This window comes from Mycobacterium sp. VKM Ac-1816D, assembly GCF_000416385.1.
Lineage (GTDB): Bacteria > Actinomycetota > Actinomycetes > Mycobacteriales > Mycobacteriaceae > Mycobacterium > Mycobacterium neoaurum_A.
In genome coordinates, this window is sequence record NZ_AOHQ01000119.1 from 60,185 (window position 1) to 73,964 (window position 13,780).

The following is a 13,780-nucleotide window of genomic DNA, read 5'->3' on the forward strand; positions in this document are numbered from 1 at the left end:
GTTAGCCCGAGCACTATTCGTCGTAGGTGACTTCCACCGAATCCGATGTCGGCAAAGCCTGGCAGGCCAGGATGAGGCCCTCGTCGAGATCGGACGGCTCCAGGACATCGTTGATCTCCATCTCGACATCGCCCTTGCGCATCAGCACCGCGCACGCCCCGCAGTGGCCCTCCCGGCAGGAGAACGGTGCGTCCAGACCCTTGTTCAGCAGCACATCGAGCAACTTGGCCTTACGCGGCCATTCGATCTCGTGGGTGGTGCCGTCGAGTTCGACGATCGCCTGCGCGGGGCCGCGGTCGTCGTCTTCGTCCACGTCTATGACGACCTGAGCGAACGGGTCGGAATCCAGCGACTTGAACACCTCGATGTGGATATGCCTGGCATCGACGGTCTTGCACGCCGCTTCGGCGGCGGACATGAACGGGCCGGGCCCGCAGATGAATGCCTCATATGCGGCGAACGGTCGCACCAGCGTCGCCAGCGCATCGGTGTTGGGCAACCCCTGTACGGTCTCCAGCCAGTGGATCACCGTCAGCCGGTCCGGGTGCGCGGCGGCCAACTCACGCAGCGCATCGGCGAAGATGACCGAGTTCTCGTCACGGTTGGCGTAGACCAGGACGACCTTTCCGGAGCCCTCGGCGAGGGCGGACTTACAGATCGCCATCATCGGGGTGATCCCGCTGCCCGCGGCCAACAGCAGGAAGTCGGTGTCCAGCGTCGTGGGGACGAAGGTGCCCGATGGTGCCAGCACATGCATGCGCATACCGCGATGGGCGTTGTCGCACAGCCAATTCGACGCGTACCCGTCGGCGGTCCGCTTGACGGTCACGGTCAGCTTCTCGCCGTGTGCGGGCGAGCTCGACAGGGAGTAGCAGCGGGCCACCGATCCGGTCCGCTCGCTGGGCACGCGCAGCGTCAGGAACTGGCCGGGCGAGTACCGCAACCTCTCGGCGGGCATATCGCTGCCGGCCGGGATGTCGAACACGAGCGACCGGGCATCGGCGGTCTCCTCGACGACGGCGGCGATCTCCAGTTCCAGCACATGGCTGCCGAGCGGTTCCTCCGTCACAGGCCTGGCCTCATTTCCCTCATAACTAGAACATGTTACAAAACTGCAGTTGCGCAGGTCCAGCCGTTGATTGAGCGCGCTACTCGACACAAATCGTAACGTGTTCTAATCTTTTGCTAGTGACGGATCTCGATCCAGGAGGCAATTCAGTGACGTCCATTGAACAGCGTGACGTGCAGGCAGTTCTGAGCGGTATCGACGATCTGTTGCCGAACCTGCGGGAACGCGCCCAGATCGCCGAAGATCAGCGCCAGGTTCCCTACGAGACCATCAACGAACTCGACGAGGTCGGCTTCTTCAAACTGCTGCAGCCCGAGCAATGGGGCGGGCTGCAAGCCGATCCGACGGTCTTCTACGAGGCGGTCCGGCGGCTGGCCAGCGCATGCGGGTCGACCGGCTGGATCAGCTCGATCATCGGCGTGCACAACTGGCATCTGGCGCTGTTCGACCAGCGTGCCCAGGACGAGGTGTGGGGTGACGACCCGACCGTGCGCGTCTCGTCCTCCTATGCCCCGATGGGCGCAGGTACCGTGGTCGACGGTGGTTACCTGGTCAGCGGAGCATGGCAGTGGTCCTCCGGTAGCGAACATGCCACCTGGGCCTTCCTCGGCGGTCCGGTCATCAAGGACGGCCGGCCGGTCGATTTCGGCAGCTTCCTCATTCCGCGCACCGAGTACACGATCGACGATGTCTGGCATGTCGTCGGGCTCAAGGGCACCGGCAGCAACACCGTCGTCGTCAAGGACGTGTTCGTGCCCTCGCACCGTTTCCTGTCCTACAAGGCCATGAACGACGGCACTGCGGGCGGCTACCAGAACAACACCGCACCGGTTTACAAGATGCCGTGGGGCACCATGCATCCCACCACCATCTCGGCACCTATCGTCGGGATGGCCTACGGCGCATATGCCGCGCATGTCGAGCATCAGGGAAAGCGTGTCCGGGCCGCCTTCGCCGGTGAGAAGTCCAAGGACGATCCGTTCGCCAAGGTGCGGATCGCCGAGGCCGCCAGCGATATCGACGCGGCCTGGCGTCAGCTGATCGGCAACGTCGGCGACGAGTACGCCCTGTTGCAGGCCGGCCAGGAGATTCCCTACGAGTTGCGCGCCCGTGCGCGTCGTGACCAGGTGCGGGCGACCGCGCGCGCCATCGCCTCGATCGACCTGCTGTTCGAGTCGGCCGGTGCCACCGCGCTGGTCACCGGCGCTCCGCTGCAGCGGTTCTGGCGAGACGCCCATGCCGGCCGGGTGCATGCCGCCAACGAGCCCGAGCGTGCCTACCTGATCTTCGGTAACAACGAGTTCGGTCTGCCGCCCGCGGACACGATGGTCTGATGACTGCGGTTTCCGAGATCACTTTCGAGTCCACTTCCCGGTACGCCGATGTGCAGGCCGGTGACCTGGCCATGCGGTTGCATTACCACGAGGCGGGCGACCCGACGTCGCAGACCATCGTGCTGCTGCACGGCGGCGGCCCGGGTGCGTCGAGTTGGTCGAACTTCGGCCGCAACATCGCCGTACTCGCCGAGCACTACCACGTGTTGGCCATCGACCAGCCCGGCTACGGGCTGTCGGACAAGCACACCGAGCATGAGCAGTACAACCGCTACAGCGCCAAGGCGGTGCGCGGCCTGCTCGACACGCTGGAGATCACGGGACGTGTTCCGCTGCTGGGCAATTCGCTCGGCGGCGGCACCGCGGTGCGCTTCGCGCTGGATTACCCGGACCGCGCGGGCAAGCTCATCCTGATGGGCCCCGGCGGATTGTCGGTGAACCTGTTCGCCCCCGATCCCACCGAGGGCGTCAAGGCGCTGGCGAAGTTCAACTTCGAGCCGACCCGCGAGAACCTCGAGGCCTTCATCAGGATCATGGTCTTCGACCAGAAGCTGGTGACCCCGGAACTGGTCGAGGAACGCTTCAAGATCGCCAGCACCCCGGAGTCACTGGCGGCCACCCGAGCGATGGGAAAGTCGTTCGCGGGTCCCGATTTCGAGCTCGGCATGATGTGGCGCGAGGTGTACAAGCTGCGCCAACCGGTGCTGCTGATCTGGGGCCGCGAGGACCGGGTGAACCCGCTCGACGGCGCGCTGGTCGCGGTCAAGCAGATCCCGCGCGTGCAGCTGCATGTCTTCGGGCAGTGCGGGCACTGGGCGCAGGTCGAGAAGTTCGACGAATTCAACAAGCTCACCATTGATTTCCTGGGCTAGGAGGGCCCTTTCATGAGCATCAAGTCGCTGGGGTACATGCGCATCGAGGCAACCGATGTGGCTGCGTGGCGCGAGTTCGCCCTGAAGGTGCTCGGCATGGTCGAGGGTCAGGGGTCCACCCCCGGTGCCCTCTATCTGCGGATGGACGAGGTTGCCGCGCGCCTGGTCATCGTGCCCGGTGAGCACGACCGGCTGCTGATCTCCGGATGGGAGGTTGCCGACGCCCCTGCGCTGCAGGCGCTGCGCGAGACACTGTCCAAGGCCGGCGTCGAGTACGCCGAGGGCACCCGCGACGAGCGTGCCGAGCGCCGCGTCGAGGGATTGATCCGGTTCAACGATCCGGCAGGCAACGTCCTGGAGGCCTTCCACGGGGCCCAGTACCTGGGCCGTCGGTTCGTCAGCCCGTATGGCCACAAGTTCGTCACCGGTGAACAGGGGCTCGGGCATGTGGTACTCACGTGTGACGACGATGCCGCGGCGCAGGCGTTCTATCAGGACGTGCTGGGCTTCCGGTTGCGCGACTCGATGAGCCTGCCGCCCCAGCTCGCCGGCCGGCCCGCCGACGGCGACCCGGTATGGCTGCGCTTCTACGGTTGCAACCCGCGCCACCACGCGCTGGCATTCATGCCGATGCCCAACCCCACCGGCATCGTGCACCTGATGGTCGAGGTCGAGGAGTCCGATGATGTCGGACTGTGCCTGGACCGGGCGTTGCGCCGCAATGTGAAGATGTCGGCGACCCTCGGCAGGCACATCAACGACAAGATGCTGTCCTTCTACATCAAGACTCCTGGCGGGTTCGATATCGAATTCGGCTGCGAGGGATTGGAAGTCGAGGACCAGAACTGGGTTGCGCGGGAGAGCACCGCGGTCAGCCTGTGGGGGCACGACTTCAGCGTCGGCTTCAAGTAGTCGCCTCATGACCGCCGAAGCCATCGATCCACGTGCCTTCCGGAATGTGCTCGGGCAGTTCTGCACCGGTGTCACCGTCATCACCACCACGGCCGATGACGTGCCCATCGGCTTCGCCTGCCAGTCGTTCGCGGCGTTGTCCCTGGACCCACCGTTGGTGTTGTTCTGTCCGACCAAACAGTCCAGGGCCTGGCAGGCCATCGAGGCCAGCGGCAGGTTCTGCGTGAACATGCTGCACGAGAATCAGCAACACGTCTCCGCGCAGTTCGGATCCAAGGCTCCGGACAAGTTTGCCGGGATCGACTGGACCGCATCGCCGTTGGGCTCACCGATCATCGACGGCAGCTTGGCTCATATCGACTGCACCGTCGCCTCTGTGCATGACGGCGGCGACCACTTCGTGGTGTTCGGCGCGGTGCACTCGTTGTCGGAGCCACCGTCGCTCAAACCGCGGCCGCTGCTGTTCTACCGCGGCCAGTACACCGGGATCGAGCCGGACAAGAACACCCCGGCCCAGTGGCGTGACGACCTGGAGGCCTTCCTGACCACCACGACCTCGGATACCTGGTTATAATCCCGTCGCTTCGCTCGCCTTGGACGTTGTAATCCCGTCGCTTCGCTCGCCCGGGACGCTCTGACCCTCTAGTCGCCCACCCGCTGTAACTTCACGTCGAGTTCGACCTTCGCCGGGCAGTCGCCGATGTACTCCTGAAACGAGGTGCCCGTCAGCGCGACGATGGGGTTCTGCGGACCCTGCGGCAACGGCAGGTCGTCGCGCGAGGTCTGCCGAACCTTGCCGACGCCATCGGTGCACTCGGCGTCGCCCTCCGGGAAGCTGGCGCTGAAACGCCCGTCACCGTAGAGCATCACGAAGAGATTGTTGGTGTCGATCGTCGACATCAGGCTCACGCACCGGTCGCCCGTGCGCAGACAATAGGTCGTCGCCTTGTAGTCGTGCGGTGGGAAGGTCTGTCCGGTCTCCCGGTAGGTCTGCGAGTAGGTGTAGACACCGCGCAGAGCCGCGCCGGGTGCTGGACGCAGCGGCGGTTCCGAGGCCGGATCCGGTGCGGTGACGCCGACTCCCGACCCGGTGGTCGGGGTCAGGTGGATGGCGCGTTTGTTCGCGCACAGGGCGGGCGCGGTGGCCCAGGTGTACTCGCCGTTCATCGAACCGTCGAGCTGCGGTGTCAGCGAAATGACTGTCCACCCTTGGACATCGGTGTCGACATCACCGACCTTGCATTTGTCGGGGGCCTCGCGCACCTGAAGCCAATCACCGTCGAGGTAGTCGAACACCATGGTGTACAACGGCGCTCCGGCGGCGTCCTGCGGATTCACCACGGCCACCGTGGCAACGCAGTCGGTGCCCTTGCAGACCGATCGCGCCACCCACGTCTCGGTACGGGCCGTGCCGGCGACGGGCTTACCGTCCGGTGTCGCGGTCGGACCGATGTCGACCTTGAAGGTGCCCTCCAATGCCGGACCGGTCTTGCTCGCCGCCTGCTCACCACCGCTGTCCCGGACGGTGTACAGGCAGGCTGCGAAGCCGCCCAGCAGGACAGCGACCAGCGCGGCCGCGGCCAGAAGCTTGACCAGCGTGCTCTTGGTGTCTTTGCTCAGCCCAATTGCCATCGCCGTAAGAATGCCATCCCAGAGTGGTTGGCAGGAACGCAATCCCATACAACGGCGACGTCGGTGCTCATACCGTGCCCAGCAGTACGTCGACGTGCTCGCGCACGCGGTCGCCTATCGCCTCGACGATCGCCTCGACTTCGGGCCTGCGCAACGTCTCGGCGCGGGTCACCAGCCAGTAGGTCAGCCGCACCGACACCTCGGCGGGCAGCACCCGGACCAGGTCGTCGTGTCGATCGGCCATGAAGCACGGCAGCAGACCGAGGCCGGCATCGGCCCGGGTCGCCTCGACGTGCACGAAGACATTGGTAGAGGACACCGATTGCCGCATCGCCGGGGCGAAGCTGGCGGCCAGGTCCAACTCGTCGACCTGCAGCATGGAGTCGATGAAGTAGACCAACGGATGTCCGGTCAGCTCGCCGACCTCGCGCGGGGTGCCGTGCTCGGAAAGATAGCGCCGTGAGCCGTACAGCCCGAGGCAGTAGTCACCGAGCCGGATGGCCTGTGCGCGATGCACGGTTGGCTCGCCCACCACGATCTCGATATCGACGCTGGCCCGTTGCTGACTGGCCCGACGGGTGGCCGCCACGATCTCGACCGACACACCGGGGTGGTTGCGCTGCACCTCCGCTGCGGCCGGTGCGGCGATATAGGCGCTGAATCCGTCGGTGGCCGAGATGCGCACGACACCCTCCAGCGCGCGCGGCCCGCCGTCGGCGTCGGCCAGCGAGCGCACCGCGGCTTCGATCGCCTCGGCCGCGGCGAGCACCTCACGACCGCGGTCGGTCAGCTCCCAGCCGGCCCCGACGCGGGTGAGCACGCGTGCACCGATGGCCTGCTCGAGCGCGGCGATCCGCCGCGAAATGGTGGTGTGGTTGACGCCGAGCTGATCGGCGGCGCTGACATAGCGTCCGGTGCGTCCGACGGCCAGCAGGATCAGCAGATCATCGGCGCTCGGCACGGACATATCTGCATTTTTGCAGATAAGTGGTGCGTTTCTGGTCATTGTGTGCGGTGTTACCTGCATGAATACTCAGGCCTATGTGTGCTGCCGATCACAATTCTCCCCAGCCGACCACCGGGCTCAAACGCGTCGTTACGGCATCGATGGCCGGAACGGTCGTTGAGTGGTACGAGTTCTTCCTCTACGGCACGGCCGCGACGCTGGTCTTCAGCAAGGTCTTCTTCGCCCAGACCGGCAGTGAACTCGATGCCATTCTCGCCGCGTTCGTCACCTACGCCGTCGGGTTCGTCGCCCGCCCGCTCGGCGGCATCGTCTTCGGCCATTTCGGCGACAAGTACGGTCGCAAGAAGCTGCTGCAGTTCAGTCTGCTGCTGGTCGGCGCGGCCACCTTCGCGATGGGCTGCCTGCCGACCTTCGGCCAGATCGGCTATTGGGCGCCTGCGCTGTTGGTGACACTGCGGTTCATCCAGGGCTTCGCCGTCGGCGGCGAATGGGGCGGTGCGGTCCTGCTGGTGGCCGAGCACAGCCCCAGCCGACAGCGCGGATTCTGGGCCAGTTGGCCGCAGGCCGGTGTGCCCGCGGGCAATCTGCTCGCCACCATCGTGCTGCTGGTCCTGACCACCACACTGTCCGACGCCGCGTTTCTGTCCTGGGGCTGGCGGGTCGCGTTCTGGCTGTCGGCGGTGGTGGTGCTGGTCGGCTACTACATCCGCACCAAGGTCACCGATGCGCCGATCTTCGTCGAGGCGCAGCAGGAGGCCGAGCGCATCAAGGCGAGCTCGTTGTCGGTCGTCGAGGTGCTCAAGCGTTACCCCCGAGGTGTTTTCACCGCCATGGGTCTGCGGTTCGGCGAGAACATCATGTACTACCTGGTGGTCACGTTCTCCATCACCTATCTCAAAACCCAGGTGGGCGCCGACACCAGCACCATCCTGTGGTACTTGCTCTTCGCGCACGCCGTGCACTTCGCGGTCATCCCGCTGGTCGGCCAGCTGTCCGACCATTACGGTCGCCGGCCGGTGTACATCGTGGGCGCGCTGCTCGGGGCCTCGTGGGGCTTCTTCGCCTTCCCGATGATGAACAGCGGGAACTACGCGGTGGTGACGGCCTCGGTGACCATCGGCCTGATGATCCACGCGCTGATGTATGCACCGCAACCGGCCATCATGTCCGAGATGTTCCCCACCAGGATGCGCTATTCCGGTGTCTCGCTGGGCTATCAGGTCACCTCGATCGTCGCCGGATCGCTGGCGCCGATCATCGCGGTGAAACTGCTCGACATCTACGACTCGTCGGTGCCGATCGCGGTGTATCTCGGCCTGGCATGCGGTGTCTCGTTCCTGGCCGCACTGGTCACCCGGGAGACCAAGGGCATCGACCTCAAGACGCTCGACGATGCCGACGCCCGGGACATCGCCGGGGCGCGGGCATGAGCGAGCCTGCGAGCGAATCAACGGCACTGAGCGAGCCTGCGAGCGAATCAACGGCACTGAGCGAGCCTGCGCCGAGCCTGTCCGGAAAGACCGCGTTGGTCACCGGGGCGGCCGCCGGTATCGGTGCGGCGTGCGCCCGCGAACTGGCCACCCGCGGCGCGAAGGTGACCGTGGCCGATCGGGACGCCGAGGGGGCGCAGGCGCTGGCCGACGAGATCGGCGGCACCGCATGGCCGGTCGATCTGCTCGACGTGTCCGGTCTCGAGGGTCTTCGCCTGGATGTCGACATCCTGGTCAACAACGCCGGCGTGCAGCGGGTGGCGCCGATAGCCGAGTTCCCGCCGGAAGCCTTCCGCACCTTGCTGACGTTGATGACCGAGGTGCCCTTCCTACTGATCCGGGCGGCGCTGCCGCACATGTACGAGGCCGGATTCGGCCGCGTCATCAATCTGTCGTCGGTGCACGGACTTCGGGCCTCCGAATATAAGGTCGCGTATGTGACGGCCAAGCACGCGCTGGAAGGGCTCTCGAAGGTGACCGCGCTGGAGGGCGGCCCGCACGGGGTGACCAGCAACTGCGTCAACCCCGGATATGTGCGGACGGCGCTGGTGGACAAGCAGATCACCGATCAGGCCCGCACCCACGGTATCGACGAGCAGCAGGTCGTCGAGCAGATCCTGCTCAAGGAGAGCGCCATCAAACGTCTCGTGGAACCGCAGGAGGTGGCCTCGCTGGTGGGTTGGCTGGCCTCCGATCGGGCCGGCATGGTCACCGGCGCGTCGTACACGATGGACGGTGGGTGGAGCGCCCGGTGAGCCCCGAGCCCCAGTGGGAACCGACAGCAGCCGATATCGCCGACGCACAGGTCACCGCCTTTGCCCGGTCCGCCGGACACGAGGGTGACTACCACGACCTGTGGCAGTGGTCGGTCGACGAACCCGAGGCCTTCTGGGGCGCGCTGTGGCGCTATTTCGACCTCGGTGAGATCCCCGGCGAGGTCCTGGCCGATGACTCGATGCCGGGCGCGGTCTGGTTCCCAGGTGTGCGCCTGAACTATGTCGACCAGATCGCCCGGCAGGCCCGCACCGACCGGCCCGCCATCCTGAGTCTCGGCGAGGATTTCGCTGTCACCGAGCTTTCCTGGGCCGAATTGCTCAGTCGTACAGCTGCCTTCGCGAACACGCTCGCCGAGCTCGGGGTGCGGCCGGGCGACCGCGTGGTGGGTTACCTGCCCAATATCGCCGAGGCGGTCGTTGCCTTTCTCGGTACCGCCTCGATCGGTGCGGTGTGGAGCGCCTGTGGCCAGGACTATTCGGCCAAAGCCGCGCTGGACCGGCTCGGTCAACTGGAGCCGGTGGTGCTGGTGACCGCCGACGGCTACCGGTTCGGGGGTAAGACCCACGACAAGAGTGCCGATGTGGCCGAGTTGCGAGCCGGACTGCCCTCGTTGACCGCGACCATCTCGGTGTCCCGGCTGGCGCCGACACCCGAGGGGCAGCTCGACTTCGCGACCGTCACCGCCGGTGATGCCGAGCTGCGGACGACCGAGGTCGAATTCGACCACCCGCTGTGGATCCTGTTCTCCTCCGGGACCACCGGGCTGCCCAAGGGCATCGTGCACGGCCACGGTGGCGTATTGGTCGAACATCTCAAAGCCGTTGCCCTGCAGAGTGATATCGGGCCCACGGACACCTTCTTCTGGTATACCAGCCCGAGTTGGATGATGTGGAACTTCCAGGTCGCAGGCCTGCTGGTGGGCGCCACCATCGTCTGCTACGACGGCAGCCCGTCGCACCCGACCCCGGATGCGCTGTGGGAGATGACCGCCCGGCTCGGCGTCACGGTGCTCGGTACCAGCCCCGGCTATGTGTTGAGCTGCGCCAAGGCCGGAGCAGTGCCCCGCGCCGACCATGACCTGCGCGCCCTGCGCACCGTCGGGATCACCGGATCGTCGTTACCGGCGTCGACGGCGCTGTGGATGCGTGACAATCTCGGGGCACACGTGCAGGTCGCCTCGATCAGTGGTGGTACCGATGTGGTGTCGGCGTTCATCGGTGGGGTGCGCACGGTGCCGGTGTGGCCGGGGGAGCTGTCCGTGCCGTTCCTCGGCGCGGCGCTCGATGCCTGGGATGAGTTGGGTACACCGGTCCGTGGTGAGGTCGGCGAACTAGTGATCACCAAACCCCTACCGTCGATGCCGGTGTCATTCTGGAATGATCCCGACGGATCTCGGTATTGGGACGCATATTTCGACATGTTCCCCGGTGTCTGGCGGCATGGCGACTGGATCACCATCACCGAACGCGGCAGCGTCATCGTGCACGGCCGGTCCGATTCCACCCTGAACCGGCACGGAATCCGGATGGGCAGCGCGGATATCTACCAGTCCGTCGAGCGGCTGCCCGAGATCGCCGAGGCCCTCGTGATCGGTGCCGAGCAGCCCGACGGCGGCTATTGGATGCCGCTGTTCGTGGTGCCTGCCGACGGGGTGTCGTTGACCGACGAACTGGTCGACAAGATCAAGCAGACCATCCGCACCGAGGTCTCACCGCGGCACGTACCCGACGAGGTCATCCTCGCGCCCGGCATCCCGCACACGCGCACGGGCAAGAAGCTCGAGGTGCCGATCAAGAAGCTGTTCCAGGGTGCCGATGTGTCAAAGGTGGTCGAGCGCAGCGCCGTCGACAATCCGGACCTGCTCGACTGGTATGCCGCCCAGCGCCGCTAGCGCACCGTGAGTTCCTGCAGGTGCATATAGCGGTCCAGGACCCCCGGTGTGGGGTCCGCCCGGTAGGTCCAGGTCGACCCGCTGTCCCACTTCGGCTGTTCTTCTCGGCCGGACAGGACCCAGGCCGCCTGACGTGCGGCGCCGAGCGCGACGTACTCGCCGGTCTCGGGCACGTCGACGGTCGTGCCGAACACCGCGGGGGCGATCTGCCGCACCGCTTGCGAGCGGGCCCCGCCGCCGATCAGGATGATGCGCTCGGTCGGAATTCCCTGGCCCGCGATTTTCTGCATGCAGTAGGCCATGGAGCCGAGTAGACCCTCGACGGCCGCCCGAGCGATATTGGCAGGAGACAGGTTTCGCGTGGTGACACCGTGCAGCGCACCGGCCGCATCGGGCAGGTTGGGGGAGCGCTCACCATCGAAGTACGGAATCAGCACCAACCCGTCGGCGCCGGCGGGTGCCGACAACGCGAGTCGGTCGAACTCGTCGAAATCGACGTCGAGCATCCGTGCCACCGCCGCGAGCACGGGCGCGCCGTTGAGGGTGCACACCAGCGGCAGGTGTCTGCCGGTCGCATCGGCGAACCCGGCGACGATACCCTCGCCGTCGTGGGCTGGCGTCGTACCGACGGCGCTGACCACCCCGGATGTACCCAGCGACACCACACAGTCACCGACCGTGGCGCTCAATCCCAGTGCCGCGGCGGCGTTGTCGCCGGCACCGGGGCCCAACACCGCGCCATCGGGCGTCGTGCCCGCGCCGTCTCGCGGGCCGAGCACGGCGGGTACCACCGGCCGCCGGCCGCGAAGGGCCCATTCGAGTAGGTCGTACTCGTAGCTGCCGGTGGCAGCCGAGAAGTACCCGGTCCCACTGGCGTCGCTGCGGTCCGTGCGCAGATCGGCGATGTCCTGCGACCCGCTCAGTCGCCAGGTGAGCCAGTCGTGCGGCAGGCATACCGCCGCTGTTGCATCGGCATTGCGGGATTCGTGGTCGGCGAGCCAGCGCAGCTTGGCCGCGGTGAATGACGCGACCGGGACCACCCCGACGCGCTGCGCCCACGCCGAAGCGCCGCCGAGCTCGGCGACCAGCTGGTCGGCAGCGTCGGCGGACCGAGTGTCGTTCCACAACAGGGCATCCCGCACGGCACGACCGGAATCGTCGAGACAGACCATGCCGTGTTGCTGCGCGCCGACCGAGATGGCCGCGACATCGCCGATACCCCCCGCGGCCTGGATGGCCGACTGCAGCGCATGCCACCAGTGCTGGGGGTCGATCTCGGTACCGGTGGGGTGCGGCGCGCTGCCCGTGCGCTGCACCGCACCGGTCGCCGCATCGCAGACCACCACCTTGGTCGATTGCGTGGACGAATCGATTCCGGCGACCAGCGTCGTGTGTGAACCTGCCATGTCAGAACCTTCCGGGGAGCCCACGTCTCATCGTGCGTTCGCGCAAAGACAAAGGGTAGATCAGTCCCGTGGGCTGGAACGACGACCGTCGCTCGACGGTGTCGAATTGATTCCGGGCATGGATGCCGACATACGGGCACAATGGCGGCTAGCGGTAACGACTTCCGGCGAGCGAAGGTGCAGGCTGATCTGTCATGAGCACTCTCAGCACAGGTGACGGTACGCAGATCTTCTACAAGGACTGGGGATCCGGGCAACCGATCGTCTTCAGCCACGGCTGGCCGTTGTCCTCCGACGACTGGGACAACCAGATGCTGTTCTTCCTATCCCACGGTTACCGGGTCATCGCCCACGACCGCCGTGGGCACGGGCGGTCGACACAGACGCCGGACGGGCATGACCTCGACCACTACGCCGATGACCTCGCCGCGCTCACCGACCATCTCGACCTGCGCGACGCGATCCACATCGGACATTCCACCGGTGGTGGTGAGGTGGTGCGCTATCTGGCCCGCCACGGCGAGAGTCGGGTGTCCAAGGCCGCGTTGATCAGCGCGGTGCCGCCGCTCATGGTGCAGACCGAGGCCAATCCCGAAGGGCTGCCCAAGAGCGTGTTCGACGACCTGCAGGCACAGCTGGCGGCCAACCGCTCGGTGTTCTATCGGGCGCTGCCGTCGGGTCCGTTCTACGGGTTCAATCGTCCCGGCGCGCAGTCGGATCCGGCGATCATCGACAACTGGTGGCGGCAGGGCATGATGGGTGACGCACTCTCCCATTACGACGGGATCGTTGCCTTCTCCCAGACCGACTTCACCGAGGACCTCAAGAAGATCACGGTGCCCACACTGGTCATGCACAGCCGCGACGACCAGATCGTGCCTTACGTTGCGGCCGGTCCGAAGTCGGCCGAGTTGTTGCAGAACGGCACGCTGATCACCTACGAGGATTTCCCGCACGGCATGCCGACGACGCACGCGGATGTCATCAACGCAGACCTGCTGTCGTTCCTGCAGTCCTGAACCGGCCGCGCATTTTCAGTGAGGCAACGACCCGCGCCGGCAACCGATGATTTTGCCCGTTCTGTTCGCTGATTTGGCTTCCTGAACAGGGCTGATGGAGTTATCCACAGGCGCCTCGATCGGCCTTGCCCCGCCGGGGTGCGCGGGTAGTGTAGAACACATGTTCGAGCGGTCGGGGCTGTCGGAGTTGAGCGATGAGGAGCTCATCGCCGAGGTCACCGATGCCACCCGCGCTGAGGCGGCTGCGGCGGCCCGGCGGCTGGCCGCGATCGCCGAAGTGACCGCACGGCACTGCGAGGACGAGGACGAGTCGTCGGCGTTGAGGTTGATCGACGGATGGGCGCTGGCCAAGGCCGAGATCAGTGCGGCCTGCACTCTCAGCCCGCGCGCTGCCAGTGCCCAGATGCGCAT

General features: G+C 66.1%; 12 protein-coding genes and 1 pseudogene. 9 read left to right on the forward strand and 4 right to left on the reverse strand.

The window, feature by feature from the left end:
* Positions 1-13: 13 nt before the first annotated feature.
* Positions 14-1,069, reverse strand: coding sequence for a ferredoxin--NADP reductase (locus G154_RS06395; protein ID WP_019512559.1), 1,056 nt, complete (start codon positions 1,067-1,069; stop codon positions 14-16).
* 149 nt (positions 1,070-1,218) lie between these two features.
* On the opposite strand from G154_RS06395, the gene hsaA reads away from it, so the two are divergent.
* The 4 genes from hsaA to hsaB are packed head-to-tail and all read left to right on the forward strand — an operon-like array spanning position 1,219 to position 4,761.
* Positions 1,219-2,403: a 3-hydroxy-9,10-secoandrosta-1,3,5(10)-triene-9,17-dione monooxygenase oxygenase subunit gene (gene hsaA / locus G154_RS06400; protein ID WP_019512558.1), complete on the forward strand. Its 1,185-nt coding sequence runs from the start codon at positions 1,219-1,221 to the stop codon at positions 2,401-2,403.
* Positions 2,403-3,275: a 4,5:9,10-diseco-3-hydroxy-5,9,17-trioxoandrosta-1(10),2-diene-4-oate hydrolase gene (gene hsaD, locus G154_RS06405; RefSeq protein WP_019512557.1), complete on the forward strand. Its 873-nt coding sequence runs from the start codon at positions 2,403-2,405 to the stop codon at positions 3,273-3,275. Before hsaA ends, hsaD begins: the two co-directional genes overlap by 1 nt.
* A 12-nt stretch (positions 3,276-3,287) precedes the next feature.
* On the forward strand, positions 3,288-4,187 hold the full coding sequence (hsaC, locus tag G154_RS06410; protein WP_019512556.1) for an iron-dependent extradiol dioxygenase HsaC: 900 nt from the start codon (positions 3,288-3,290) through the stop codon (positions 4,185-4,187).
* Positions 4,188-4,194: 7 nt separating this feature from the next.
* Complete coding sequence (gene hsaB, locus G154_RS06415; protein ID WP_019512555.1) at positions 4,195-4,761, forward strand: 3-hydroxy-9,10-secoandrosta-1,3,5(10)-triene-9,17-dione monooxygenase reductase subunit; 567 nt, start codon at positions 4,195-4,197, stop codon at positions 4,759-4,761.
* 68 nt (positions 4,762-4,829) lie between these two features.
* Here the strand turns inward: hsaB and G154_RS06420 are convergent, their stop codons facing one another.
* Both G154_RS06420 and G154_RS06425 read right to left on the reverse strand, forming a co-directional pair.
* Positions 4,830-5,819, reverse strand: a complete 990-nt coding sequence (locus G154_RS06420) for a hypothetical protein (RefSeq protein ID WP_019512554.1) — start codon at positions 5,817-5,819, stop codon at positions 4,830-4,832.
* 67 nt (positions 5,820-5,886) lie between these two features.
* A complete protein-coding gene (locus G154_RS06425) occupies positions 5,887-6,825 on the reverse strand; it encodes a LysR family transcriptional regulator (protein WP_110807374.1) in 939 nt (312 codons plus the stop codon).
* A gap of 35 nt (positions 6,826-6,860) precedes the next feature.
* Between G154_RS06425 and G154_RS06430 the strand changes: the two genes are divergently transcribed.
* The 3 genes from G154_RS06430 to G154_RS06440 are packed head-to-tail and all read left to right on the forward strand — an operon-like array spanning position 6,861 to position 10,944.
* On the forward strand, positions 6,861-8,216 hold the full coding sequence (locus G154_RS06430) for an MFS transporter (RefSeq protein WP_023986346.1): 1,356 nt from the start codon (positions 6,861-6,863) through the stop codon (positions 8,214-8,216).
* Complete coding sequence (locus tag G154_RS06435; protein WP_019512551.1) at positions 8,213-9,031, forward strand: 3-hydroxybutyrate dehydrogenase; 819 nt, start codon at positions 8,213-8,215, stop codon at positions 9,029-9,031. The genes G154_RS06430 and G154_RS06435 overlap by 4 nt, the downstream gene beginning before the upstream one ends.
* Positions 9,028-10,944 carry an acetoacetate--CoA ligase gene (locus G154_RS06440; protein ID WP_110807378.1) on the forward strand — a complete coding sequence of 639 codons (1,917 nt, stop codon included), beginning with the start codon at positions 9,028-9,030 and terminating at the stop codon, positions 10,942-10,944. Before G154_RS06435 ends, G154_RS06440 begins: the two co-directional genes overlap by 4 nt.
* Here G154_RS06440 and G154_RS06445 read toward each other — a convergent pair.
* On the reverse strand, positions 10,941-12,350 hold the full coding sequence (locus G154_RS06445; RefSeq protein ID WP_019512549.1) for a xylulokinase: 1,410 nt from the start codon (positions 12,348-12,350) through the stop codon (positions 10,941-10,943). The two genes, G154_RS06440 and G154_RS06445, sit on opposite strands and share 4 nt — an antisense overlap.
* A 194-nt stretch (positions 12,351-12,544) precedes the next feature.
* Here G154_RS06445 and G154_RS06450 point away from each other — a divergent pair, with 194 nt between their 5' ends.
* Positions 12,545-13,369 carry an alpha/beta fold hydrolase gene (locus G154_RS06450; RefSeq protein ID WP_019512548.1) on the forward strand — a complete coding sequence of 275 codons (825 nt, stop codon included), beginning with the start codon at positions 12,545-12,547 and terminating at the stop codon, positions 13,367-13,369.
* Positions 13,370-13,529: 160 nt separating this feature from the next.
* Positions 13,530-13,780 (forward strand): annotated as a pseudogene (locus G154_RS06455) (HNH endonuclease); the annotation flags it as partial.

Excerpts from the sequence above, each read along its gene's own strand:
- hsaD (WP_019512557.1), top strand. The coding sequence starts at position 2,403 with ATGACTGCGGTTTCCGAGATCACTTTCGAGTCCACTTCCCGGTACGCC.
- hsaC (WP_019512556.1), top strand. The coding sequence starts at position 3,288 with ATGAGCATCAAGTCGCTGGGGTACATGCGCATCGAGGCAACCGATGTG.
- hsaB (WP_019512555.1), top strand. The coding sequence starts at position 4,195 with ATGACCGCCGAAGCCATCGATCCACGTGCCTTCCGGAATGTGCTCGGG.
- G154_RS06420 (WP_019512554.1), bottom strand. The coding sequence starts at position 5,819 with ATGGCAATTGGGCTGAGCAAAGACACCAAGAGCACGCTGGTCAAGCTT.
- G154_RS06425 (WP_110807374.1), bottom strand. The coding sequence starts at position 6,825 with ATGACCAGAAACGCACCACTTATCTGCAAAAATGCAGATATGTCCGTG.
- G154_RS06430 (WP_023986346.1), top strand. The coding sequence starts at position 6,861 with ATGTGTGCTGCCGATCACAATTCTCCCCAGCCGACCACCGGGCTCAAA.
- G154_RS06435 (WP_019512551.1), top strand. The coding sequence starts at position 8,213 with ATGAGCGAGCCTGCGAGCGAATCAACGGCACTGAGCGAGCCTGCGAGC.
- G154_RS06445 (WP_019512549.1), bottom strand. The coding sequence starts at position 12,350 with ATGGCAGGTTCACACACGACGCTGGTCGCCGGAATCGATTCGTCCACG.
- G154_RS06450 (WP_019512548.1), top strand. The coding sequence starts at position 12,545 with ATGAGCACTCTCAGCACAGGTGACGGTACGCAGATCTTCTACAAGGAC.